We start from the raw sequence: 22,304 nt of genomic DNA, 5'->3' as shown, positions 1-22,304 counted from the left end.
CATATTAAATAAAATGACTGGAGAGATTGATATGTTACATGAAACATGGTACGAAAATGACTTGGGTACAGTAAAGGTAGTGCACACAGATGCCGAAAAATATAAAGTTTCTGATATGTTGACTGTTGGTGAAACTTATAGAATGGTGAACGAAACTGAAGAATATATATTCGTCATAGATAATTCCGGAAAAGTCGGCGGCTATTACAAGACATATTTCGAAAAAGTGGAATCATAATGGCTATTCGTTTTCTCCATAATGATGAAACCATATATGAAGATTCGAAAATAATAATGTCTCTGAATAAAAATCTCCTGCTCAAAGGGCCGACCGGTTCGGGAAAGACCAGACTTGCTGAAAATTTAGCTGAAGATATGAATAGTTCCATGTACAGCATCAATTGTTCAGTGGATGTAGATATAGAATCTTTGCTTGGTTTCAAGACAATCGAGTATATCGATGGCAAGCAGGAAGTCGTATTCGTGTCGGGACCCGTCATACAGGCGATGAATGAAGGGGCAATTCTCTATATAGATGAGATAAATATGGCGAAACCGGAAGTTTTGCCTATATTGAATGCCGCTTTGGACTACCGCCGAACCATTACCAACCCTTTAACAGGTGAAACAACGACGGCAAAGGATGGATTTAATGTCATTGCCGCGATAAATGTCGGATATGTCGGAACAATGCCCATGAATGAAGCGCTACTCAACCGGTTCAACGTAATCGAACTCGGTTATGTCTCGAGAGAGGCACTGACTGAAGTTCTGAAAGCACAAAGCTTACAACAAGAGGAATCAGTCATTGACGCAATCACTCTTTTCCATACTGATCTCGTTACCATGACAGAACAGGGGCAGATTTCACAGGAAGCTTCCAGTGTCAGGAGTCTGATTGACCTCGCAGACTTGTCAACTAAAATACCTATAAACCGAGCGTGTCGCCGCACAATCATTGACAAGCTCGATAGTAACCAGGAGAAGAAGGCGATTTTAAATGCAGCTGAGTTACGCTTTGGAAGGTGAGGAATATCGCTTATTCATTTATTAAATTCAACGATGAAGTTATAGATTCAAAAATTATGATGGAGTTGACGGATTTGACGCGCCTTCTGCTCAAACAGGAAAAAACTACTGTCATGGTGCGTAAGTTCAGTTACTTCAACCCAGTTGATAATGTCTTCAATCTCAGTTTCTTTTGGAAACATAGACAGGATATATCCGAATTGGAAGGATTCAGGTACGATATCCTGACACGTTATCCTTCCATTTTTATATTTGATTATGCTTTATACAGCAAAATGAAAGAGGAATCCAGGTTTACCCAACAGATCTTTCTTTCGCTGGAGTATAACCGTACTAGAAAATATGCACTACAAGAACGTCCATTAATAGTACACATGATTGGTCCAGGTGACACTATCATGATGAGGGAGTATGAAAAACCTTCCAAAAGTGATGCCGAGAAGTTTTTAAAAGGATTTAATGTAGCCATTTTAAAATCGGAAGATTCATTTTATTTCATGGATGAATATTTTAATATCATCACCCATTCCACTGCCGAAAGTATAAAGCTCGCAATAGAGATGACAGATTATTTGTCCAGGTACATCTCAGTGTCTTCCAAGTTTCAGATTCATGATATGCCGTTCAGTGAAATCGAGTCAGCCATCCGAAAAGATGATTTACGGAAGGATGCACAGAAACTAGAAAGCAAATCCAATGAAGACCAACAGGATGAGATGAGGCAGATAGATACTAAAACGGATAGGGATGCGGGGCAGGCTAACATGATTGGTGAGACGGGCGACAACGCATCCCACAAAAACGATCATGGAAAGCAAAATGATTATAATGATGATGTTGATGATTACCACGAAGGTTTCGGCACAAATACTGGTGATAACCACTTCATGGACTCCTATTCTGCCAACCACAATGCCGTCCTGAATATTGTGCAACCTAAAATAAATCTCACGAATTACACGGATTACAAATCATTATATGATATCTATCACTCTACAGCCCGGAAAATCATTCTAGAGATCATGCAGATTCTTGATTACAAGATAAATTCTATACAAGATAACCGATCTTCAGGTAGGCTCATGAAAAATCCGGTAGGGCCAATGATTACAGGTAGCCATAAAGTTTTTACAAAGAAAAATACTGAATCGAGAGAAATAGATGCTGCATTTACTCTTATCATCGATCAATCTTTCTCTATGATGGAGAATCTCGAAGGGTGCCGTAATGGGGCAATCATCATCAACAATGTGTTAAAGACGCTTGAAATCCCTCATCGTATCATTTCGCACCATGAAGATACATTTGAGGTCATGAAAAATCACTATCCCAACACCATCTATGAACATATGGATTTCGAGCGCTCCAAATATTACTATCCTGTTTCTTTATTAAATATTGAAGCTTCGGGTGATAATAGGGATGGTATGATCTTGAGGCATGAGATGGAGCTTTTAAATAGGCGTAATGAAAAGAATAAGTTCATCATTATGTTTTCAGATGGATTGCCAAGCGCAGAAGAATATAATCAGAGCGGTATAATTGACACTCATGAAGCTGTGCAGGAAGCAGCTAAAAATGGTATAGGAGTAATCAATATCTTCATAAACCAAGATAATGAAGAAAATACATTAGAAGCCATAAAAAATATATATGATACTAATGTTGTCATTGTTGACGATGCTGAAGATATCGTATATGTTCTGCCGCAACTTATGCAAAGACTGCTGACACAGATGTTATTGTAATAGTCTGTGTCTTATATCTGACAATTTAGAATTTTAATAGACTAAAACAGTTTTATACTGCAAACTAAAGTCTATCATTTATATCAAATTCAATTAGGGGGTCAATAAATGAAGTTTAAAAACAGTCTTATAGTTGGATTTATGTTGTTTGCCATGTTCTTTGGAGCAGGCAACCTTATTTTCCCGCCGGGTCTAGGTTTTCAAAGCGGGGATCTGTTCTGGCTGGCGATTATCGGGTTCGTCATCACTGGGGTAGGATTACCTCTGGTCGGGGTGATTGCAGGCTCAATCTCAAGAGGAGGGTACAGGGAGTCATTGAAAGTGGTTCATCCCGTATTCGCAGTCTTATTTATGGTCGCCATATATTTGGCCATTGGACCTTTCTTTGCCATTCCGAGAACTGCAACAACTGCATATGAAATGGCAGCCGTTCCATTTATCAACGGAGCTGGTGGGGTTAGTCTTCTTATCTTTTCAATCGTCTTTTTCATTATAGTATTCGCCCTCAGCTACAACCCGACAAGTATGGTCGATAATATTGGACGGTTTTTGACGCCGGTATTACTCCTTACCATCGTCGCCCTCATCATCAAGGCTATAATGATGTATACAGGTAATGCTCCGAATCCTTCTGCGGAAGAATTTAATGCCAGTGCACCATTTTCTGTCGGTTTCACGGAAGGCTATCTGACTATGGATGCCATAGCAGCAATAGCATTTTCAGTGATCGTTTTGAATGCCATCAGAGGGCTCGGTATCAACAGCCGAAAAGAATTATTGATAGAAACCGTAAAATCCGCTTCAATCGCAGCTCTGCTGCTCGGAATAATCTATATATCACTCGGTTGGATAGGCAATAGGGTGAATATTGGAGACGAGGTTATAGGTGATCAGAACTTGGGGACATTCATCCTTACGTTCACCGCCAGTGATACTTATGGTGGTTTTGGAGCTGTATTGTTAGGGGTTATTGTACTTGTCGCCTGTTTGACAACTGCAACAGGACTCATTGTTGCGGTCAGTGAATATTTCAACAGTATTTTGCCTAAAATCTCATATGAAACTTTTGTCATCGGTTTCACGTTGTTGTCACTTCTGCTTGCCAACCAAGGATTGAATCAGGTAATACAGACAAGTGTACCTGTTCTTTACATCATCTATCCAGTCGCCATGGCTTCTGTTGCGTTGTTGTTCATAACATACTTTGTTCCGTCACCGAGACTCAGTTTCCAACTGCCGGTTTATCTTATAATCATAACCAGTGTGTTGGCTGTCATTCAACGTAATGGTTGGATGGATATCGGATGGATTGAAAGCATGCCGTTATTTGCAAGTTCATTCGAATGGATTCCAGTAATGATAATCGGCTATATCGTCGGCTATCTGATAGGTCTCAAGAAAGAACGTATATCCTATTCTTAATAAAATTAAAGAATCGGCCGCTATTGGATATCTAATAGCGGCCGATTCTTTTTAATAACGATGTTCATCTTTAAGTTCAAGTAGTCTTGATTTAAGTTCCTCTTCCATATTGACGAGTTCTTTTTCTGCAGCTTGCCTCTTTTGGGAACCTTCCTGTTGTATCCTCAATGTCTCTTCTATGGTGCTGACAAGGTTGTCCTGGGTAGTTTTCAGCGTTTCAATATCTACTATACCACGTTCATTTTCTCTGGCTGTTGTAATCGAGTTCTGCTTAAGCATCTCAGAGTTCTTTGTGAGCAAGTCATTAGTGGTGTTCGAGACAGCTTGTTGAGCCTGGGAGGCTGATTGTTGGCGGAGTAGGGTCAACGCAATCGCCATTTGGTTTTTCCATAGTGGTATGCTAGTTAATATTGAACTTTGTATCTTTTCCGCAAGCGTCTGGTTGATGTTCTGTATCATCCTGATCTGCGGCGCTGACTGCAATGTGATTTGACGCGACAGTTTCAGATCATAAATCCTTTTTTCGAGTCGGTTGATATACTGCATCATGTCATTTACTTCCTGAACGTCCATCTGGTTATCAGAGTTATGTGCCTTGCTCTTTAATTCTGGCAAAGTTTTTTCATTCAGTTCTTCCTTCTTCAATTCTGCAGCCGCAATGTAGATGTTGATCGCGTCAAAATAATCCTTATTCTGATTGTATAATTGATCTAAAGATTGGATATCCTTTATCAGCACTTCCTTGGCATGTTCAAGCTGGATGCTGATCCTGTCTACTTGTGAAGCGACGCTCTGGTGTTTCGATATCAACTCATTCACAGATTTTTTAACTCGTTTGAACAGACGATTGAATATATTCTTTTTCTTATCGGTCAGTTCATCTGGGTTTATTTCCTTGAGTTTCTTCATCAAGTTCTCAAGAGTATCTCCTATCGGGCCGACATCCTTTGACTGTACTTCCGATAACATTTGATGGGAAAACTTTGAAAGGGCCTGTTGGGCATTTGAACCGTATTGGATCAATCCATCATTATCCAGTGGTTCTATTTTATCTTTTATTTCTTCAATTTTCTTAAGGTCTTCTTCACTGAAGCGTTCCTTGTACGTTGTGAGTTGATCCTGTTCCACTGATTCGATGTCTGTGGGTTCTGGCTGTGGCATAATTTCTGTATTCTCATCCACAGATGAAAAAGGATCAGAGAGTAATGATTCCTTCAGATTATTTTCTTCCTTCATCATGTTCACCTCTGTCTTGATATACTGGTTCTTTTTCTTCTTTTTTCAAATTGACTTTTTTCTGTTCCATTTGGTTATCCAGTTTGAGGGTCGTCATCTTTCTTTTTCTGTTCAATTTAATGATATCTTTTTCCACCTCGAGATTTTGGTAGCCTGTGGCATTCATCGCCGATAGATTAGACTGTATGGTACGTTTTAACTCAAAGAGGGAAATCCGGGTTTCATGAAGCTTGATTTTTTCATCCTTTGTCTTTCCAGGCATCTTATATAGAAACAGGTACTGCTCGATAGTGTTAACGGCGGAATCCAGGTTTGAATGGAAGAATTGCTGGATGCTGAAGAAAAGTTTGGGATCATCTTCTACAGCTTGATAGATGGTACGCGAAAGCCTGTTTATATCATATATCAATTTTGCGTCTTTTAGTGTTCTGACATTCTTGTAGCTTTGCCTCAAGCGTTTCATCTTTTCCCTGGCTTCAGACAATTGCTTTTTAACATGTTGATACTCACTTTTCGTGATACCCATCTTTTCCAGTTGTGACCGCATACTTTTCGTCTGGACTGGTAGGTAGGATGAAAAGAACGCCCCAGCCGCAATCATCATATCAAATATAAGATGAATGTCGAAGGCGATCATCGAAAGCATACCGGCAATCAACGCAACCGGTATGGATACCATAGAGGCAACCAAGTGGGAGATATTTTTATTCATAAAAGCAATACACCTTCAGTCGATAACTATTTTGTCGAGAAGTTACTGTAGCTGGAGTCATATGGCATTTTCTTGATTGAATGATCATCAACTTGTGAAGTAGGGGAGGCGCCTTTGATGATTTCTTCAGTAAACTCATCAAGGTCATCTTTTCTACCGGATGCATAGATTTCCACGTAATCTCTTACATTTGCGGCGTACCCGGTTATGCCAAATCGATCGGCGATTCTCTTTGCAGAATACCTGAACCCGACTCCTTGGACTTTTCCAATAACAACAATCATTCTTGTCTCCATTTTATAACACCTCTTATTAATATATTATAGGTTTTTTAGCTTGATAATGCGAATTATACGCGTATATAATACATTTATTACGGTTACCGAATTGGGGTTTTTAAAATGTACGAAGTTGTCATACTAAAGGCGGATTACGAAGGTTGGTGGCTTTTCGAAGGCTGGCAGGAAGAAATAGTGGACCGGTATACGTATGATACAGAGGAAGAAATGGGAAACGGATATACAGATATTATTCAAGATATGAAGAAACACTTCAGCTCATATAAGGTCGGTAAGTATGATATGCATGCCTTTTTCAATGGTTGTGAACTGGAATACTGTGAAGACTGTGATGAAGACCTTCAAATCTTCTATACTCCAATCATGATCAAAGATAATGAAGTAGTCAAATAGGATACTCAGAATATTCTTATGATACAAAAAATATAATAGCATATTGGTTTGCAAAACAAGTTAAAATAGAGTATAATCAATATATCAATAGTCATATGATATTTACTATTGAATATCGTTTTTGGAGGATTTATTAATGAAACAAGGTACAGTAAAATGGTTCAATGCAGAAAAAGGTTTTGGCTTCATCGAAATTGAAGGCGAGAATGACGTATTCGTACACTTCTCTGCAATCAACCAAGAAGGCTACAAATCACTTGAAGAAGGTCAATCAGTAGAATTCGAAGTAGTTGAAGGCGACCGCGGCCCACAAGCTGCTAACGTTGTTAAACTATAATATAAATCAATTTATTTTAAATGGATTTGTATCATCTAAACCCCAAGGCTTTTGCCTTGGGGTTTTTAAATATTAATATATTCAAGTAACATCATTCTCTATCAATTGGGCGAGTGCCTGCCTTTTTATGATTTCACGTATTCCCTCATCCGAAATGAACACCACTGCCGGTTTTCTCATCTGATTATAATTGGAGGCCATTGAATAATGATAGGCTCCTGTAGATTTGACTACAAGCAAATCTCCACGCGTGATATTTTCAGGCAGAGCAATGTCTTTACTGATCACATCCCCTGATTCGCAGAGTTTCCCGACGATATGTGATCTTATTTCTTTTCCTTCCTCTTTTTTGACTGGGAGTACTGTATACTCAGCGCCATATAGTGCTGTACGTAGATGGTCACTCATCCCCCCATCTATGGAAACATACCGGGAGACACCTGGTATTTCTTTGACCACACCTGTTTCGTATAGAGTGGCTCCTGCTTCTGCAACAATTGAACGCCCAGGTTCTATCATGATGTGGGGCAGGGCCATGCTATACTGTCTGCACAGGTTTTTCAATTTGTTGATAATTTCTTCAAAAGCTTCCTCAATCGGAAATCTGTCGTCTTTTTCTGTGTACTTGATGCCGTATCCGCCCCCCATATTCAGTACCTCAATTTGAATGTCAGTTTCTTTCAACCATCTCAACACCATTTCCATGGCATCGATAAACGGCTGTATTTCGGTCAATTGGGACCCAAGATGATAATGTAGACCTTTAAATTCAAGATTGCGGCTATGCTTGATCTCTTTTATAGCCTCTAAGGCAGAGCCATTGGAAATCGATAATCCGAACTTGCTATCCGCCTGGCCAGTCTGTATATATGAATGGGTGTCAACATCAACCCCTGGATTTACCCTCAACAATACTTGGACTGGGTGCTGAGCAATATCATCTATAAGTGCCACCTCGTCAAGGGCATCCACCACAAATAGCCCGACTCCTGCTGAAAGTGCATACTCAATCTCTTCTCGAGTCTTGTTGTTGCCATGAAAGTGTATATCTTCCGCTGGCATTCCACCGGCAAGGGCTGTATAAAGTTCACCTGCCGATACGACATCCATCTTCATGTTCTCTTCCCGCAGAAGACGCACCAACTGGATAGAAGTAAATGCTTTTGAAGCATATGAAATCGAATATCCAATTTCATCCTTCTGGAGGGCGTGGTGATATCTGCGGCAATTTTCCCGTATCTCATCTTCATCATAAATAAATAGGGGGGTACCATATTTATCAGCAACCTCCGATAGAGGATGACCTTTGATCTGAAGCTCATTATCTACATACTCTATCATCATTTAAAATCACCTTTTTTAGAGAATTATAGTTCAGTGCACCGAGCTGTTCTGAATTGGCGCCGACGCCTAAATTGGTATACTCATCTATCCTCATACCGTTGCTGTATAGGACCACCTCATCACCGACTTCAACAATATCATCGACTTCGACTATCATATGGCTCATCATCAAGGCTTTTATCGGAAATCTTCTAGTGCCTATCATACAATCAAAGTCAGCGCGTTTCCTCAGAATTCCGTCGCCGTAGCCGATATCTACAATTGCGATATGTACATCATCCTTCGCCTCATAAACACCCCCGTAACCACACTTCTGTCCTTTTGTAAGCCTCCTTATCTGAATGATTGGTGCTTTCAATGAAAGGCTCTGTACATAGTCATCAGCAGATAAAAGGGAGTAGGGGCGGGATCCATAGAGCGCAATGCCTAGCCTGAGATGGGTGTGGCCTGTAAAAAGGCCGTCACGTGCATAACTGGCACTATTCTGTGCATGAATATATTTGAAATTATGCCCGGTTGAACTGACTTCTGCAAGTACATCCATCCATAATGAACGTTCCAGTTCATAATGATCCATTTTTATTTCATCTGCATAGCCGAAATGCGTCCATATACCTTGGATGTCGATTCCTGGTTCCTGATCACTGAAATATACATCCCGAATCACTTCTTTTATGTCTTCTGCATTTTCAAATCCTGAACGGTTGAATAGACCGGCATATTCTAGGTGGACCTTTACCCCTGACAACCTGTCCTTGTTATCATAATAATATTGCAGGGAGGGGAGCGTGATGTGGATGTCTTTCTCCCTGGCCACCTCAATTTCCTGCACGGGATTCATCAGGAACACCATTGCTTCTTCAGACAACTCCCTGATGGTGAGTGCTTCATCCATCGATGTCGTCGCAAATGCCTTTATCCCCGCTTCAAGGAAAGATTCAACTGTAAATTGAAGACCGTGGTTATACGCATTATTCTTAACGACGGCTATCACATCATTACCGCCTGTCGCTTGCCTGGCTGTCTTTATGAACTGTTTTTGATCTATCGTAACAACACCGCCCATATGGTCACCACCTTAAAGAGTATCATTCAGAAGGGTCATATAATAATCTGCCACTGCCGTCAGTATTTTTTCATCGAAGTCAAAAAGAGGAGTATGAAGACTATTCGTAAATCCTCTATCCTTGTTTCGACAGCCGAAAAACACAAAGTAGCAGGGTGCCAACGCTCTGTAGAAACTGAAATCTTCGCCGAACAAATATGGCTTTTCATTATCGACGACATTTAAATCCAATAGAGATAATGCGCCTTCGACTTGCGGGCGTAATTTGTTTGAATTGATGACTGGTGGATAACCTTCATTGAAAATTACTTCCACTTCTGCGCCAAAAAGATTGCGTGCAGAATTAGCCAATTTCTTCATGCGTAATTTAATCTTTTCAAGATCTTCTGCTTCGTAGGTTCTTATTGTCCCTTCAAGGTAACCTTTTGAAGCCACAGTATTAATTGCTTCGCCTGCTTGCAGATTTCCGATATGGATGATGTTCCGATTGAGTCCATTCAGATGGAAATGCTGAAGTTGGGTGAGCTGGCTGGAGATGCAGAGGAGTGTTTCAATGGCCGATACACCCTCATGCTTTGCAGCGACATGGGCAGAAGAACCTTTTATATAAAAACGGAATTCAGTCGCGCTGGCTGTGATTTCCTCATCCCGGACCACCACCGTCCCTTCGTCTTCCTCAGGCATCATATGGATCCCAAATATCGCCTCAACGTCTCCTGGGTGCCACACATCAAGCAATTGTCTAGCTCCTGCTCCAGTCTCCTCAGAAGGTTGGAAGATACAGATTACATTATGCTTCAAGCTGCCTTTATCCGATAAGGTTTTACAGCGTTCGATAAAAAGCATCATGGCAGCAGTGTGGCCGTCATGACCACACGCATGCATCCTCCCATCGTTCCTGCTGCGGTATTCAACATCATTCTCTTCCTGGATGGGGAGCCCATCTATATCCGCCCTAAACGCGAATGTCCGATCCGAATTACCCCTTACATAGGCGACCACTCCTGTCTTAAGTGGCTGTTCGAACGTGATATCCAAGCTGTTCAGAAACGCAGTTATATATTCAGTCGTCCTGTGTTCTTCAAGGGATAGTTCCGGGAATTGATGGAGCTTACGCCTATATGACCTGACTGCTTCCAATTCAGTCATTGAGTTTCCTCAGAGCTGAGACGATTTCCCTTTTTGACCCCTCCACATCTTCTGCCTGTTTAATGACTTTAGCAGGCGTGCCGGCCACAACTGCACCTTCGGGAACATCATCAGTGACGATCGCACCGGCTGCCACGATCGCACCTTTCCCAACCCTGACACCTTCTAATATGACCGCGTTGGCACCGATCAGGACTTCATCCTCTATGACGACGGGCGATGCGCTCGGCGGTTCTATGACACCTGCAAGTACGGCGCCTGCGCCTACATGTACATTTCTGCCTGTGTAGGCACGGCCTCCCAGAGTAGCATTCATATCGATCATGGTGCCTTCACCGACAACCGCCCCTATATTTATGGTGGCACCCATCATCACTACTGCACCATCTTCAATTACAGCATTTTCACGAATGAAGGCGCCGGGTTCGATACGTGCATTCGTTTCGGACAAGTCCTTCAAAGGAATGGCTGAATTCCTTCTATCCATCTCAATTTCAATGTCATTGATTCTGTTTGAATGCGTTTCCTCAAACACTTTCCAATCTGCAAGGTCAGTGAATATCGTTTTTGAGGCATCACTTCCGAACACTTTGAACGAATCGGGGAATTCCACACCTTCGAAATGACCATTTACATATACTTTTACAGGTGTGGTTTTATGCGCATCGCTTATATATTGTATGATTTCCTCTGCTGAAAAATTCCTCATTTTATCTCTCCTCGAATAGGTTGTTATAGTCGTAGAATCCTTTTGGACGATGTACCAATTCTGCCGCTGCTTTTAGAGCCCCATTTGAAAATATTTCTTTGGACTGTGCCTGATGGGTGATTTCTATCACTTCATCATCTTTCGCAAAGATGACATCATGTGTGCCGACGATCGAACCACCACGGATGGCGCTCACGCCAATCTCATCACTGCTCCTTTTTTCGTTAGTGTTCGACCGGTCATATACGGGATAACTGCCACGACGATGGTCGAGGGCGGTATCGAGAAGTTTGACAAGCGTACCGCTTGGGGCATCCACTTTTTTATTGTGATGCCGCTCAACCATCTCCAGATCGAATTCTTCCAGCAGTCCGAGCGCCTTCTTCAGGAGGCTGTTCATGACATGGACCCCGTAGCTCATGTTTGCACTGAAGAATATTGGCGCTTCACGACTTTTGTCTTTCAGCTTTGAAATGACCGCTTCCTTTTCTCCGGTAGTCGCCACCACAAGGGGAGTGGCCACTTCATTTTCCAGAAGGCGTAATATTAGAGCGGGGTGGGAAAAATCAATCGCCACGTCTGCCTGGGCGTCATCTATATTTTGAAATGTGGGGTAGGGGGAGTGGTTATCGCCATTTACTATGACCCCCACCACTTCATGTCCTCCTTCTTCTGCCAGACGTGCCGTAATTTTGTTCATGGTGCCGTAGCCGACCAGCAGTATCCTCATAGGACGATGCCCTCCTTATAGTTCTTCAACGTTCGTAACGCATGCCCCAGTGCTGCACCTTCCAAAGGGACCAGGGGCAACCTGAATTCATTCAATCCAAAACCGAGAGCGCTTGTCATCGCCTTGATCGGCATCGGGTTGACATCCACCTGTGCTGCTTCGATTAAAGGCATCAGCTGTTGAAACTTTGCCTCGGAGTCCGGCTTGTGCTCTTTAATCGATCCGTATATATCCTGCATTTCTCCCGGGATGACATTTCCTACCACTGAAATCAACCCTTTGCCGCCAATCGAACAAAATCGATGCATGTTGTCATCATTACCGCTGTAGAGACTAAAGTTTTCGTCCCCAGTCAACTCGAGTAGCTGCTTTGTATATTCCAAGTTGCCGGTTGCGTCCTTCAGGGCGATGATGTTGGGATGCTTACTGAGTGCGTAAACCGTCTCTGCTTCTATGGTCATGGCAGTACGGGAGGGCACATTGTAGAGGACCACTGGCAAGTTGGTGGAATCCGCTACCTTGATAAAATGCTGGTAGAGTCCCTTCTGATTCGTCTTATTGTAGTAGGGGGTTATCAGCATGATGCCGTCCGCCCCTACATTTTCTGCGAATTTGGACATCTCCACGGTTGATTGTGTCGCGTTTGTCCCTGTGCCGGCAATGACGGGGATTCTACCCGCCACCTTGGTCACTGCCGCTTCAATCAGCAACTTGGCTTCTTTCATGGATAAGGTCGGGGATTCTCCCGTAGTACCGTTTACTATGAGCGCTTGGGCGTTATTCTTGATCAAGTATTCTATATGATCGGAAAATGCCTCAAAATCTATCTCATCACTGCTGAATGGGGTTGTAATCGCAACTCCGACTCCTTCAAAAATCAAACGACTATCCATATCATCCACGCTCCATTTCCATCATCATTTTTAAAATCTGTACCGAGTTCTGCGCGGCTCCCTTTAGAAGGTTGTCTGCTGTACACCATATATGGAATGTATTATCCAACGATTCATCTTTACGGACCCTGCCGACGAACACTTGCGATTTGCCGGTGCTTGCCAGCGGAGTAGGGTACTGGTTGCTGCTCGGATCATCAATTATGCTGATGTGGGGCAATCCTTTGAACGCTTCCCTGATGTCTTCGACAGTCGCCTGAGCCTCAAGTGTGACGTTAATCTGGACGCTGTGGCTGTTTGAAACAGGGACCCTCACACATGTAGCAGTTACAGGAAGTTCAGGCTGGCCTAATATCTTACGTGTTTCTGAAATCATCTTATGTTCTTCCTTTGTATAGCCATCTTCCAGAAAGACATCGATATGGGGGAGGACATTATCATGGATCGGGTGGGGATAAGTGGTTGGAGACGCACCTTTTGCACCTTCTTCCAAATCACGCAATCCGCCACTTCCGGAACCGGACACTGCCTGATAGGTAGTGTAGTCGACTCTGATTAAACCGAACTTTTCCTTCAAAGGGGCGAGCACAACCACGGACTGGATTGTGGAACAGTTCGGGTTTGCTATTATCCTGCGCTTCAGTTTTGGCGAATTGATTTCCGGCACTATAAGATCAACGTCCTCATACATCCGCCAATGGCTGGAGTTGTCTATTATGATGGCGCCATTCTCTTCAAACACTGGCGCATAATGCTCACTTGTCGTCCCTCCTGCACTCATAATGACATAATCAAATTTTTCATCCGCTGATTCCTCAGTCAATGCTTGGACTGTGTACAACTTATTATGGACTTCGATTTGTCTACCTGCAGAACGCGGAGAAGAGAACAACATGAGTTCTTCCGGTTCTATTTCATACCTCTCGAACATTTCAATCATCTTATCTCCAACGACGCCTGTCGCCCCCACAATTGCAACCTTAACCATCTAAAAAACCTCCAAAATTATATGTTGAATTTTTCGGCGAGCACTTCGACTGCCTGAGTCTCGTTCTTCTTGTCGATCACATAGGAAATGCTGATTTCCGAAGTGGTCGTCTGATAAAAAGGTATACCCGATTGATGCAATGCGATAAATGCCTTGGAAGCAACACCTGTCATATCCCGCATGCCTGAACCAATGATTGAAACTTTAGCCCGATCCGTTCTGACCTCCGTCACGATTTCCCCATGCATCTCTTCAATCAACTCAAGTATTTCATGAAGCTGGAGGGAATCAGTCCCCTTTACCGTAAATGAAAGTTGAAAGCCTCCACTGTTGATGACTTGCGATATCATATCGATATTGACTTCATGACTATCAAATTGATTGAACATATCGAATATAAGCGTAGAGTCCTGTTCGGGTTCGTAAAGGGTGACATGCATCATGCTGCTGTCTAGGGCGATGCCCGTCACTGCCTTACGTTCAATGATCTCTGTCTCTTGCATAACCCATGTTCCTTTCTTTTCTGATGATGTCTGCCCCAGATAGAGGGGGATGGAATGGTTTTTGGCAATCTCTATGCAGCGTGTTTCAAGAACGCCTGCACCAAGTGCACTCATCTCCATCATCTCATCGTAGTTGATTTCATAGATTCTGCCTGCTGCACTGTAGAGTCGGGGGTCTGTTGCATAGAGGCCCTCTACATCCGTATATATCTCACAAGGTATATTGCATCGTGCAGCCAAGGCGACAGCTGTAGTGTCCGAGCCCCCGCGTCCCAGCGTTGTTATTTCTCCATCGCCGTTAATGCCTTGGAATCCTGCTATTACAACAACATCATATAATGCCAGGCTAGACTCTATGGCCTCCTGATCGATGCTCGCAATCCGGCTCTTCATATGGCCGCCAAACGTCTTTATCCCTGCCTGATAGCCAGTCATCGCTTTAGTGCGCACCCCTAGATTTTCAAGGATGATCGACAGGTAGGAGATGGTCTGCTGTTCGCCCGTCGTCAAAAGAAGCGCGACGTGATCTTCTTTGGGAGTAGAGGAGAGGGTGTTGATGTTTGTCAACAACTCATCGGTCGTCCTTCCCATGGCGCTTACCACCACTATCAGTTTTTCTCCAGATTGCACCCTTTCCTGCAATTGTTCTGCTACACTTCTGATCCTATCGAAACCACCAACTGATGAACCACCGAACTTCAAAACTTTAGCGTCCATATGTCCTCCTGTCACTGGGAGCACACACCAGAAATAATAAAAAAACAAGCCTGGCAGAATGCCAGACTTGTCTTATCCATATACAAGTGATGCACTCCATTATTAAAAAATAATGACAGACCCGTAGCTCTTAACCTCCGGATCCAATAGCAGACTGCTGCAACAGTATACTATTTCGGCATCGCACCCTTTCACCAGCTTAAAGTTCGCAGACTTCAACAAGTGGCTACTCATGATTGATGCGCCTCATCCAAACATATTTTATTTGTAGATATGATTATACATAGACAGCCAATATAAGTAAACTGTTTTTTGTATTTTTTAAAATTATCTCTCAATTAAGATTTTATGAGACCTTTATCTTTCAAGTATTCCTCATAGCTTGATTCTTTGACGATTGCACCTTTATCCTGCAGGTCAATCACTTTATTGGTGATGGTGTTAATGAATTCGAAGTCGTGTGAAGTGAATATAATAGAACCTTTGAAATCTTTCAACCCATCATTCACAGCTGTAATGCTTTCAAGATCCAAGTGGTTTGTCGGCTCGTCAAGAAGGACCACGTTGGCTTTCGATAACATCATCTTAGAGAGCATGGCACGAACTTTTTCTCCCCCTGAAAGGACATTTGCTTTCTTCTTAGCTTCTTCACCACTGAAAAGCATACGGCCTAAAAATCCACGGAGGAAAGTTTCTGTCTGCTCCTCTGGAGGTGCATATTGACGCAACCAATCCACCAAGTTTGTATTCACGCCTTCAAAATAAGCTGAATTGTCTTTTGGCATATAGCTTTGACTTGTTGTCACGCCCCATCTAACTTCTCCTTCATCAGGTGTGATTTCACCAGCCAATATGCGGAGGAAAGTAGTGCGGGCAATTTCGGATGAACCGATTAAAACTGCCTTATCGTAAGGGTCGAGCGTCAAATTGATGTCATCCAACACCTTGACGCCATCGACGCTATGGCTAAGCCCTTTAATGTAGAGGAGGTCATTGCCGATTTCACGTTCTGGTGTAAACTTGACGAATGGATATTTTCTTGACGATGGCTTGATGTCATCCAATTCGATTTTTTCCAAGGTCTTCTTACGGCTTGTCGCCTGCTTGGACTTGGAGGCGTTGGCACTGAAACGTGCAACGAAATCTTTCAATTCTTTGATTTTCTCTTCTTTTTTCTTATTCTGGTCCTGTGCCATTTGCTGGGCGAGTTGACTGGATTGGTACCAGAAATCATAGTTGCCCACATAAAGCTCAATCTTACCAAAGTCAAGGTCCGCAATATGGGTACATACATTATTAAGGAATCGACGGTCGTGGGAAACCACGATAACAGTATTATCAAAATTGATGAGGAACTCCTCAAGCCACTGGATCGCTTCTATATCGAGGCCGTTGGTCGGCTCATCGAGAAGTAGGACATCCGGGTCGCCGAACAGGCTTTGGGCCAGCAGGACCTTGACTTTCTGATTATTTTCGAGCTCGGACATATTCTTATCGACCAAGTCAGATTTTATACCCAGTCCATGGAGCAGGCTTTCAGCATCAGCTTCAGCTGTCCATCCACCCATCTCGCCATATTCGCCTTCAAGCTCGGCTGCACGTATGCCATCTTCATCAGAAAAGTCCGGTTTCATGTAGATTTCGTTCTTTTCATTCATTATGTCCCAAAGTTTCGAGTGTCCCATCATGACGACATCCAATACACGCTGATCTTCATAACCGAAATGGTCCTGTTTCAATACAGCGAGACGCTCGTCTTTCCCCAGGCTCACATGACCAGTCTGAGCTTCTATTTCTCCTGAGAGGATCTTCAGGAATGTTGATTTGCCGGCGCCATTCGCCCCAATGAGACCATAGCAATTTCCTGGTGTGAATTTTATGTTTACGTCTTCGAATAGTTTGCGGTCACCAAACCTGAGACTTACGTCTGTTACCTGTAGCATAGGCATTCTCCTTTAGTATATTCTTAAGCGATGATACCACATTTATGGTACCATTGAAATATAATTCTAGGAGGATGAGTACCCATGAAGAACGATATACGCCGGTTTCAAAGCATTATCGATACCAGTCACGATATCGTCTTTTTTACTGGTGCTGGGGTTTCAGTTGAAAGTGGCATACCGGATTTCAGGAGTATGGGTGGATTGTTCGATGAAATCAGGCAGTCGGGGAATTCACCTGAATATCTTTTAAGCCGTGACCATCTCGATGAAGAACCTGAGCGCTTCGTGCAGTTTTACAGGAAACGCCTGTTGACCAGCGATAAGCACCCGAACAGTGTCCATCGCTTCATTGCGGAAATGGAGACTGCGGGGCGTTCCCTTGGGACCGTGACACAGAATATTGATGGCCTCCATACCGAGGCCGGCAGTAGTAATGTAGATGAATTGCATGGTTCGCTCAATCGTTTCTACTGCATTTCATGCAACCAGGATTATACTAAGGGTGCCTTATTGCAAAATGATGTAATGACGTGTGAATGTGGCGGGATATTGCGGCCTGACATAGTATTATATGGAGAGATGCTGGACGAGCGTGTCCTGCAGTCCGCCCAAAACAAGGTATCAAAAGCGGATACACTGATTGTGTTGGGGTCGTCACTGGTTGTGAACCCTGCAGCATATCTGCTCCATTACTTCAAAGGTCACCATCTTATCATAATCAACAGAGAAGAGACGCCTTTTGATTTTATGGCCGACCTGGTCATCAATCAAGATATGACCACAATAATTGAAAATATAGAACACAAATGAAGGAGATCATTCATGAATCAGATATCAGGTACAGTGCAATTTTTGAAAATCATCAAGAGGGAAGGTTCCACATATCACCTTAAAGCGGAAGACGCAGTCTATATCAGAATGAATGCCTCCGCCTCGGGATGGGATTATGAGATAGGGGAAGAAATCAGCGCATTCATCTATCCGAATAGAAGTGGTGAACTGTTTGCTGCTCCTATAGTGCCAACTGCAACCGTTGATAAATACGGTTATGCAGAAGTGGTTGAAGTGACACGGGAGGGAGCGTTCGTCGGTATCGGGGCCCCTCGCGAAATTCTTGTGCCTTGGGTTGACCTCCCTAAAGTGAAGTCAGTCTGGCCTAAAGAAGGGGATCAGCTTTATTTGAAGTTGAGGGCTGAGAGCGACAACCAATTATTCGGGCGTCTGATCACTGAACAGGAAGCCGCCGAGCGCTTCACGCCACTTGACCAGTCGGCATTCGCAGACTACAGGAATAAATGGATGGAAGGGCGTCCTTACCGTCTGCTCAGGATAGGATCGTTCCTTTTGACGAATGAAGGACACAAAGTCTTTATCCATGAGAGTGAACGTGAAGAAGAACCACGCCTGGGTGAGTTGAAGAAGTTCAGGGTGATCGGCATCAACGATAAAGGGGAATTGAACGGTTCTTTCATCCAGCAGGCATATAAGAAGATGGATGCAGACAGCGAGAAGATACTGGATTACATCGAGCGCAATGGCGGGCGCATGCCGCTTAATGATAAGAGTGCGCCTGAAGATATAAAAGAAGCTTTGAATATGTCAAAAGGCGCCTTCAAAAGAGCGCTTGGCCGTTTGATGAAGGAAGGTAAAATCGTCCAGACTGAAAAAGAGACTGAAATGAAAGAAACCCGGTAATCATATGATTACCGGGTTTTTCCTGCCCATTTTCTATCCTTCTATCTGGTCAGTCAACTGCTCCAACTCATCAACCAGTTCTCCTATATAATCGATGGTATCGCGGAGAGGCTGATCAGTCGTGATATCGACTCCTGCCATCTTGGCCAATTCGACAGGGGTCTTTGTACCACCCGCCTTCAGTACCTTCAACCAATCATCCACAGCAGGCTGTCCCTCATTGAGTATACGCTTGCTCATAGCAGTCGCAATCGTCAGACCAGCTGAATAGGTATACGGATATAATCCCATATAATAGTGGGGCTGCCTCATCCATGTCAGTTCGGCCCCTTCAGTGATGCTCACATCATCCCCCCAGAATTCTTCAATGACATTACGCTTCAGCGTGTTGAGGTCACTTGCGGAAATATTCTCCTTGGCATCAACTTTTCTGTAGACTTCACGTTGATAGGCAGCTTCAAGCAGATGCGTCACGCAATTATGGTAATAGGTCCTGGATATGATTGAACTGATGACCCAGCGTTTGAACTTGGGATCCTCGGAGTTCTCTAGAAGATGATTCGCCATCAGCATTTCATTCATTGTGCTCGGTGCTTCCACAAAATACATCGAACTGCGCGCGTCGAAGATGTTCTGTTCACGATTGGCATTATGGAAGTGTCCAGCGTGCCCCAATTCATGGGCGAGTACAAACACTTCAGTCATAAGGGAAGTCCAGGATATCAGAATGAATGGATGTGACCCGTATGGGCTTGCGCAGAAGGCACCTGTAGACTTCCCTTTATTCTTGACGAAATCAATCCAGCGCTCATCATAGGCACGGTTCACCATATTGAGATAATCATCACCCATGACTTTGAGGGCATCATTGATATACTGTCTGGAATCTTCGACACTTATTTCAGGTTCTGATGCCGGATCGAGTGAAACCTTCAAATCCTCATATTTCATTTCATAAAGCCCATGGACGCGCTTCAACAGTCTTGCGTAGCGTCGCATATGAGGGGCAAGATCACTCATTATCATATCAATTTGACGATGGTAGAGGGATTGATCTACATCCTGCTCATGGAGCAGATAATCTATAACAGAATCGAACCCTCTGAGATCAGATATCGTTTTTTCCTGCTTTAGCTGCAAATCATAGGTACCGGCAGCAGTATGTTGATAGTTTGAGAGTGTATCACTGAATGCCCTAAATGCATTGCGTCTTATCTCGACATCTTCATGGCCTTCCAATTCTCCCTCGAAAGACAAGTAGGAGAGGGGGTATTCCTTTCCGTTGGCATTGAAAGTACCGAAATCGATATCCAACAATTTAGTTTTAAGATATAAGCTGTAGGGTCCGTCAAAAACCGGTGAATAGCTTGCAAGCGCTTTTTCGACTTCCGGATTCAATTGGTATGGTTTATTTTTGAGCAGTTCATCTATGAAGTGGAGGAATTGCGGCGCTTCTGATTTCACTTCTTCAAGAAATGCATCCTCTTTTTGAATCAGTTCACTTGTGAGGAAACTGGATTCGCTGTTGAAATATGTACTGATATTACTCGCCATACTATCCAATTTCTGTGCATTCCCGTCGCCTTGGTCCGAGGAGAGCTTCAAATTGGCATAATTGCCGATTGGGACGAGTGATTCGAGGATCGATTTATATTCTTGGATGGCTTTTATTGCTGCAGTAGGGTTGTGCAGGTTTCCCGAGTACTTTTTGTTGAAGTCTTTAATTTTGGGACGAGCTGCTTCAATTGCTTGAGCAAAAGCTTCATCATCTGCAAATAAGTCGCTCAAATCCCACGTATATTGCACGTCAACATCTTTTCTTGATTTCATTTCTTCCATGGCTAAAAATCGCTCCTTTAATTTCGAAATCCGAAGTATTAATGACAGTATACATGAAGATTCTAAAAATTCAAATCATATGATATGCAAATATTTAAAAGTAAAGAGGGTAATATAAATATAGCAATAGTGAAGATGGGGTGAAATCATGATAGAGAACTTCAATTTTTATTTAATTACGATTCTTGCCGTCATTATTTTAACGATTTTAGTCGGATGGGTATTGCATAATTATATCCTCATTCCCGTGTTTTCTTTTATATTGATGACGCTGGCGGCATTCGTGATACCTAACTTTATAGAGGGTACAGACTGGAAGCCGTTGTTCGGCTATGCAGTATTCTTAGGCGTTCTGTCACTGATTGTAAGCATGCTCGTGTGGATGTATGTCAGAGGACGTAAACGAAAGAAGGAATTATCCAGCCCAGAAAGTAATGGAGAGCCAACAGATACCAATACTCGGAATATGTAATGTGACGGACGAGAGGCATGCAAAAACTTCTTTGGATGAAATAAACCAAAGAAGTTTTTTATATTCGTATAGTAATACCCATAAACATGTATATATAAAATAGACACGTAAATAAATATAAAATTATTTTAATCAATATATTTAATTTTGGAATCACGTGGCGATATAACTCGTTTTAATCACTCGAGATCAGTATGGAACAGACTCCAGGGATGATTCGACTCATATTCATTTATAGACCGTATTGGTTTATGGACATGTGCTATAAACGTGATATAAAGTAAAAGTAGGAGTACTACTTCCTTATATATAACTTCCTATAATATATATTATGTAAACTTTATTATATAATCAGTAAATCTTTTGTAAAATAATACTTTTGCACCAAATAAAGCCTGATCCGTGTATATCGATCAGGCTTTATGCTTTATCCACTATATTGAGTTGGTACAATTTTCTTTGACTTATGATTCATTTTGTTTTGATTCATTTACAACTTTATATACAGTAGCTCTAGATACACCAACCATTTCTGCAATTTGTTTCCCTGTATATTTCTTTGCATCATACAATGATTGTATCATCGCTTTTTTATCGTCTGTAATGCCAGGTCTGCCGCCATTTCTGCCTCTTGCACGCGCTGACTCAAGCCCTTTTTTGGTGCGTTCGCTCAACAAGCTTGCTTCCAGTTCTGCGAATGCCGACATCATCGTAAAGAACATCTTACCCATCGGGTCTTTCGTCGTTACATTCATATTGATGATTTCAAGGTCTATGCCGCGTTTTTCCAATGTCGTCGCCAATTCTATAAGCTGTTTTGTAGTCCGACCCAATCGATCCAACTTGGTGATTACCATTGTATCACCTTCCCTCATATACTCTAAGCACTGATCTAAAGCCGTTCTTTGGGCTTTCCTACCGCTTACTTTCTCTGAGAACACTTTGATGCATCCTGCTTCTTCAAGCATATCGAGCTGGCTTTCCAGATTTTGGCCCTTGGTACTTACTCTCGCATATCCTATTTTACTCATTTTTCCATTTCTCCCTTTTAATGTATTTTTAACGGTATATATATAG

Annotated in this window: 23 protein-coding genes and 1 riboswitch; of the genes, 9 read left to right on the top strand and 14 right to left on the bottom strand. The window is 42.7% G+C overall.

Going from position 1 to position 22,304, the window contains the following annotated elements; all coding sequences use genetic code 11:
* Positions 1 to 31 precede the first annotated feature (31 nt).
* From ACFFLE_RS01755 to brnQ, 4 genes are all read left to right on the top strand, one after another.
* Positions 32 to 238, top strand: a complete 207-nt coding sequence (locus ACFFLE_RS01755; RefSeq protein ID WP_380569457.1) for a DUF6501 family protein — start codon at positions 32 to 34, stop codon at positions 236 to 238.
* On the top strand, positions 238 to 1,029 hold the full coding sequence (locus ACFFLE_RS01750; protein ID WP_344703059.1) for an ATP-binding protein: 792 nt from the start codon (positions 238 to 240) through the stop codon (positions 1,027 to 1,029). Before ACFFLE_RS01755 ends, ACFFLE_RS01750 begins: the two co-directional genes overlap by 1 nt.
* 74 nt (positions 1,030 to 1,103) lie before the next feature.
* Positions 1,104 to 2,777: a vWA domain-containing protein gene (locus ACFFLE_RS01745; RefSeq protein ID WP_380569456.1), complete on the top strand. Its 1,674-nt coding sequence runs from the start codon at positions 1,104 to 1,106 to the stop codon at positions 2,775 to 2,777.
* A 108-nt stretch (positions 2,778 to 2,885) separates the two neighbouring features.
* Positions 2,886 to 4,199 (top strand): branched-chain amino acid transport system II carrier protein, encoded by a 1,314-nt coding sequence (brnQ, locus tag ACFFLE_RS01740; protein WP_380569455.1) that lies wholly within the window; start codon positions 2,886 to 2,888, stop codon positions 4,197 to 4,199.
* Between the two features lie 51 nt (positions 4,200 to 4,250).
* Here the strand turns inward: brnQ and ACFFLE_RS01735 are convergent, their stop codons facing one another.
* The 3 genes from ACFFLE_RS01735 to ACFFLE_RS01725 are packed head-to-tail and all read right to left on the bottom strand — an operon-like array spanning position 4,251 to position 6,443.
* Positions 4,251 to 5,435: a toxic anion resistance protein gene (locus ACFFLE_RS01735; RefSeq protein ID WP_380569624.1), complete on the bottom strand. Its 1,185-nt coding sequence runs from the start codon at positions 5,433 to 5,435 to the stop codon at positions 4,251 to 4,253.
* Positions 5,419 to 6,147 (bottom strand): 5-bromo-4-chloroindolyl phosphate hydrolysis family protein, encoded by a 729-nt coding sequence (locus ACFFLE_RS01730; RefSeq protein WP_380569454.1) that lies wholly within the window; start codon positions 6,145 to 6,147, stop codon positions 5,419 to 5,421. The genes ACFFLE_RS01735 and ACFFLE_RS01730 overlap by 17 nt, the downstream gene beginning before the upstream one ends.
* Positions 6,148 to 6,173: 26 nt before the next feature.
* The gene (locus ACFFLE_RS01725) at positions 6,174 to 6,443 is read right to left on the bottom strand and encodes an acylphosphatase (RefSeq protein WP_380569453.1); all 270 of its coding nucleotides are present in this window, start codon (positions 6,441 to 6,443) and stop codon (positions 6,174 to 6,176) included.
* 105 nt (positions 6,444 to 6,548) lie between these two features.
* On the opposite strand from ACFFLE_RS01725, the gene ACFFLE_RS01720 reads away from it, so the two are divergent.
* Positions 6,549 to 6,839, top strand: coding sequence for a DUF1033 family protein (locus tag ACFFLE_RS01720; protein ID WP_380569452.1), 291 nt, complete (start codon positions 6,549 to 6,551; stop codon positions 6,837 to 6,839).
* A 136-nt stretch (positions 6,840 to 6,975) separates the two neighbouring features.
* Positions 6,976 to 7,176 (top strand): cold shock protein CspA, encoded by a 201-nt coding sequence (gene cspA, locus ACFFLE_RS01715; protein ID WP_017548994.1) that lies wholly within the window; start codon positions 6,976 to 6,978, stop codon positions 7,174 to 7,176.
* A gap of 81 nt (positions 7,177 to 7,257) precedes the next feature.
* Here the strand turns inward: cspA and lysA are convergent, their stop codons facing one another.
* The 9 genes from lysA to ACFFLE_RS01670 form a co-directional block, all read right to left on the bottom strand.
* Positions 7,258 to 8,520, bottom strand: a complete 1,263-nt coding sequence (gene lysA / locus ACFFLE_RS01710; RefSeq protein WP_380569451.1) for a diaminopimelate decarboxylase — start codon at positions 8,518 to 8,520, stop codon at positions 7,258 to 7,260.
* Entirely contained in the window at positions 8,498 to 9,586 is a 1,089-nt protein-coding gene (locus ACFFLE_RS01705; protein WP_380569450.1) for an alanine racemase, read from the bottom strand. The genes lysA and ACFFLE_RS01705 overlap by 23 nt, the downstream gene beginning before the upstream one ends.
* Positions 9,587 to 9,598: 12 nt before the next feature.
* On the bottom strand, positions 9,599 to 10,735 hold the full coding sequence (locus ACFFLE_RS01700; protein ID WP_380569449.1) for a M20 metallopeptidase family protein: 1,137 nt from the start codon (positions 10,733 to 10,735) through the stop codon (positions 9,599 to 9,601).
* The gene (gene dapD, locus ACFFLE_RS01695; RefSeq protein WP_380569448.1) at positions 10,728 to 11,444 is read right to left on the bottom strand and encodes a 2,3,4,5-tetrahydropyridine-2,6-dicarboxylate N-acetyltransferase; all 717 of its coding nucleotides are present in this window, start codon (positions 11,442 to 11,444) and stop codon (positions 10,728 to 10,730) included. The genes ACFFLE_RS01700 and dapD overlap by 8 nt, the downstream gene beginning before the upstream one ends.
* Before the next feature lies 1 nt (position 11,445).
* Positions 11,446 to 12,174: a 4-hydroxy-tetrahydrodipicolinate reductase gene (gene dapB, locus ACFFLE_RS01690; protein WP_380569447.1), complete on the bottom strand. Its 729-nt coding sequence runs from the start codon at positions 12,172 to 12,174 to the stop codon at positions 11,446 to 11,448.
* A complete protein-coding gene (gene dapA, locus ACFFLE_RS01685) occupies positions 12,171 to 13,067 on the bottom strand; it encodes a 4-hydroxy-tetrahydrodipicolinate synthase (protein ID WP_380569446.1) in 897 nt (298 codons plus the stop codon). Before dapA ends, dapB begins: the two co-directional genes overlap by 4 nt.
* 1 nt (position 13,068) lies before the next feature.
* Positions 13,069 to 14,055, bottom strand: coding sequence for an aspartate-semialdehyde dehydrogenase (locus ACFFLE_RS01680; protein ID WP_380569445.1), 987 nt, complete (start codon positions 14,053 to 14,055; stop codon positions 13,069 to 13,071).
* 17 nt (positions 14,056 to 14,072) lie between these two features.
* The gene (locus ACFFLE_RS01675) at positions 14,073 to 15,275 is read right to left on the bottom strand and encodes an aspartate kinase (RefSeq protein ID WP_380569444.1); all 1,203 of its coding nucleotides are present in this window, start codon (positions 15,273 to 15,275) and stop codon (positions 14,073 to 14,075) included.
* An 81-nt stretch (positions 15,276 to 15,356) separates the two neighbouring features.
* Positions 15,357 to 15,533, bottom strand: a riboswitch (Lysine riboswitch).
* Between the two features lie 80 nt (positions 15,534 to 15,613).
* A complete protein-coding gene (locus ACFFLE_RS01670; protein WP_380569443.1) occupies positions 15,614 to 17,218 on the bottom strand; it encodes an ABC-F family ATP-binding cassette domain-containing protein in 1,605 nt (534 codons plus the stop codon).
* Positions 17,219 to 17,302: 84 nt separating this feature from the next.
* On the opposite strand from ACFFLE_RS01670, the gene ACFFLE_RS01665 reads away from it, so the two are divergent.
* Positions 17,303 to 18,031 (top strand): NAD-dependent protein deacylase, encoded by a 729-nt coding sequence (locus ACFFLE_RS01665; RefSeq protein WP_380569442.1) that lies wholly within the window; start codon positions 17,303 to 17,305, stop codon positions 18,029 to 18,031.
* Between the two features lie 12 nt (positions 18,032 to 18,043).
* Entirely contained in the window at positions 18,044 to 18,916 is an 873-nt protein-coding gene (locus ACFFLE_RS01660; protein WP_380569441.1) for a CvfB family protein, read from the top strand.
* A gap of 33 nt (positions 18,917 to 18,949) precedes the next feature.
* Here the strand turns inward: ACFFLE_RS01660 and pepF are convergent, their stop codons facing one another.
* Positions 18,950 to 20,755, bottom strand: a complete 1,806-nt coding sequence (pepF, locus tag ACFFLE_RS01655) for an oligoendopeptidase F (RefSeq protein WP_380569440.1) — start codon at positions 20,753 to 20,755, stop codon at positions 18,950 to 18,952.
* 148 nt (positions 20,756 to 20,903) lie between these two features.
* Between pepF and ACFFLE_RS01650 the strand changes: the two genes are divergently transcribed.
* The gene (locus ACFFLE_RS01650) at positions 20,904 to 21,227 is read left to right on the top strand and encodes a DUF2651 family protein (RefSeq protein WP_380569439.1); all 324 of its coding nucleotides are present in this window, start codon (positions 20,904 to 20,906) and stop codon (positions 21,225 to 21,227) included.
* Between the two features lie 464 nt (positions 21,228 to 21,691).
* Here the strand turns inward: ACFFLE_RS01650 and ACFFLE_RS01645 are convergent, their stop codons facing one another.
* Positions 21,692 to 22,258 (bottom strand): recombinase family protein, encoded by a 567-nt coding sequence (locus ACFFLE_RS01645; RefSeq protein WP_380569438.1) that lies wholly within the window; start codon positions 22,256 to 22,258, stop codon positions 21,692 to 21,694.
* Between the last annotated feature and the right edge of the window lie 46 nt (positions 22,259 to 22,304).

The organism is Salinicoccus siamensis, from assembly GCF_042429615.1.
In the GTDB taxonomy this organism is placed as follows: Bacteria; Bacillota; Bacilli; order Staphylococcales; family Salinicoccaceae; genus Salinicoccus; species Salinicoccus siamensis.
Note: the sequence above shows the minus strand (reverse complement) of the source record. Positions and strands in the feature narration are given on the sequence as shown.

What these genes read in the sequence shown, in the direction of transcription:
- ACFFLE_RS01720 (WP_380569452.1), top strand. Translation starts at nt 6,549, where the DNA reads ATGTACGAAGTTGTCATACTAAAGGCGGATTACGAAGGTTGGTGGCTT.
- ACFFLE_RS01665 (WP_380569442.1), top strand. Translation starts at nt 17,303, where the DNA reads ATGAAGAACGATATACGCCGGTTTCAAAGCATTATCGATACCAGTCAC.
- ACFFLE_RS01730 (WP_380569454.1), bottom strand. Translation starts at nt 6,147, where the DNA reads ATGAATAAAAATATCTCCCACTTGGTTGCCTCTATGGTATCCATACCG.
- ACFFLE_RS01675 (WP_380569444.1), bottom strand. Translation starts at nt 15,275, where the DNA reads ATGGACGCTAAAGTTTTGAAGTTCGGTGGTTCATCAGTTGGTGGTTTC.
- ACFFLE_RS01660 (WP_380569441.1), top strand. Translation starts at nt 18,044, where the DNA reads ATGAATCAGATATCAGGTACAGTGCAATTTTTGAAAATCATCAAGAGG.
- pepF (WP_380569440.1), bottom strand. Translation starts at nt 20,755, where the DNA reads ATGGAAGAAATGAAATCAAGAAAAGATGTTGACGTGCAATATACGTGG.
- ACFFLE_RS01725 (WP_380569453.1), bottom strand. Translation starts at nt 6,443, where the DNA reads ATGGAGACAAGAATGATTGTTGTTATTGGAAAAGTCCAAGGAGTCGGG.
- ACFFLE_RS01705 (WP_380569450.1), bottom strand. Translation starts at nt 9,586, where the DNA reads ATGGGCGGTGTTGTTACGATAGATCAAAAACAGTTCATAAAGACAGCC.
- ACFFLE_RS01700 (WP_380569449.1), bottom strand. Translation starts at nt 10,735, where the DNA reads ATGACTGAATTGGAAGCAGTCAGGTCATATAGGCGTAAGCTCCATCAA.
- dapB (WP_380569447.1), bottom strand. Translation starts at nt 12,174, where the DNA reads ATGAGGATACTGCTGGTCGGCTACGGCACCATGAACAAAATTACGGCA.
- ACFFLE_RS01750 (WP_344703059.1), top strand. Translation starts at nt 238, where the DNA reads ATGGCTATTCGTTTTCTCCATAATGATGAAACCATATATGAAGATTCG.
- ACFFLE_RS01645 (WP_380569438.1), bottom strand. Translation starts at nt 22,258, where the DNA reads ATGAGTAAAATAGGATATGCGAGAGTAAGTACCAAGGGCCAAAATCTG.
- ACFFLE_RS01650 (WP_380569439.1), top strand. Translation starts at nt 20,904, where the DNA reads ATGATAGAGAACTTCAATTTTTATTTAATTACGATTCTTGCCGTCATT.
- dapA (WP_380569446.1), bottom strand. Translation starts at nt 13,067, where the DNA reads ATGGATAGTCGTTTGATTTTTGAAGGAGTCGGAGTTGCGATTACAACC.
- cspA (WP_017548994.1), top strand. Translation starts at nt 6,976, where the DNA reads ATGAAACAAGGTACAGTAAAATGGTTCAATGCAGAAAAAGGTTTTGGC.
- lysA (WP_380569451.1), bottom strand. Translation starts at nt 8,520, where the DNA reads ATGATGATAGAGTATGTAGATAATGAGCTTCAGATCAAAGGTCATCCT.
- ACFFLE_RS01670 (WP_380569443.1), bottom strand. Translation starts at nt 17,218, where the DNA reads ATGCTACAGGTAACAGACGTAAGTCTCAGGTTTGGTGACCGCAAACTA.
- ACFFLE_RS01755 (WP_380569457.1), top strand. Translation starts at nt 32, where the DNA reads ATGTTACATGAAACATGGTACGAAAATGACTTGGGTACAGTAAAGGTA.
- dapD (WP_380569448.1), bottom strand. Translation starts at nt 11,444, where the DNA reads ATGAGGAATTTTTCAGCAGAGGAAATCATACAATATATAAGCGATGCG.
- brnQ (WP_380569455.1), top strand. Translation starts at nt 2,886, where the DNA reads ATGAAGTTTAAAAACAGTCTTATAGTTGGATTTATGTTGTTTGCCATG.
- ACFFLE_RS01735 (WP_380569624.1), bottom strand. Translation starts at nt 5,435, where the DNA reads ATGAAGGAAGAAAATAATCTGAAGGAATCATTACTCTCTGATCCTTTT.
- ACFFLE_RS01680 (WP_380569445.1), bottom strand. Translation starts at nt 14,055, where the DNA reads ATGGTTAAGGTTGCAATTGTGGGGGCGACAGGCGTCGTTGGAGATAAG.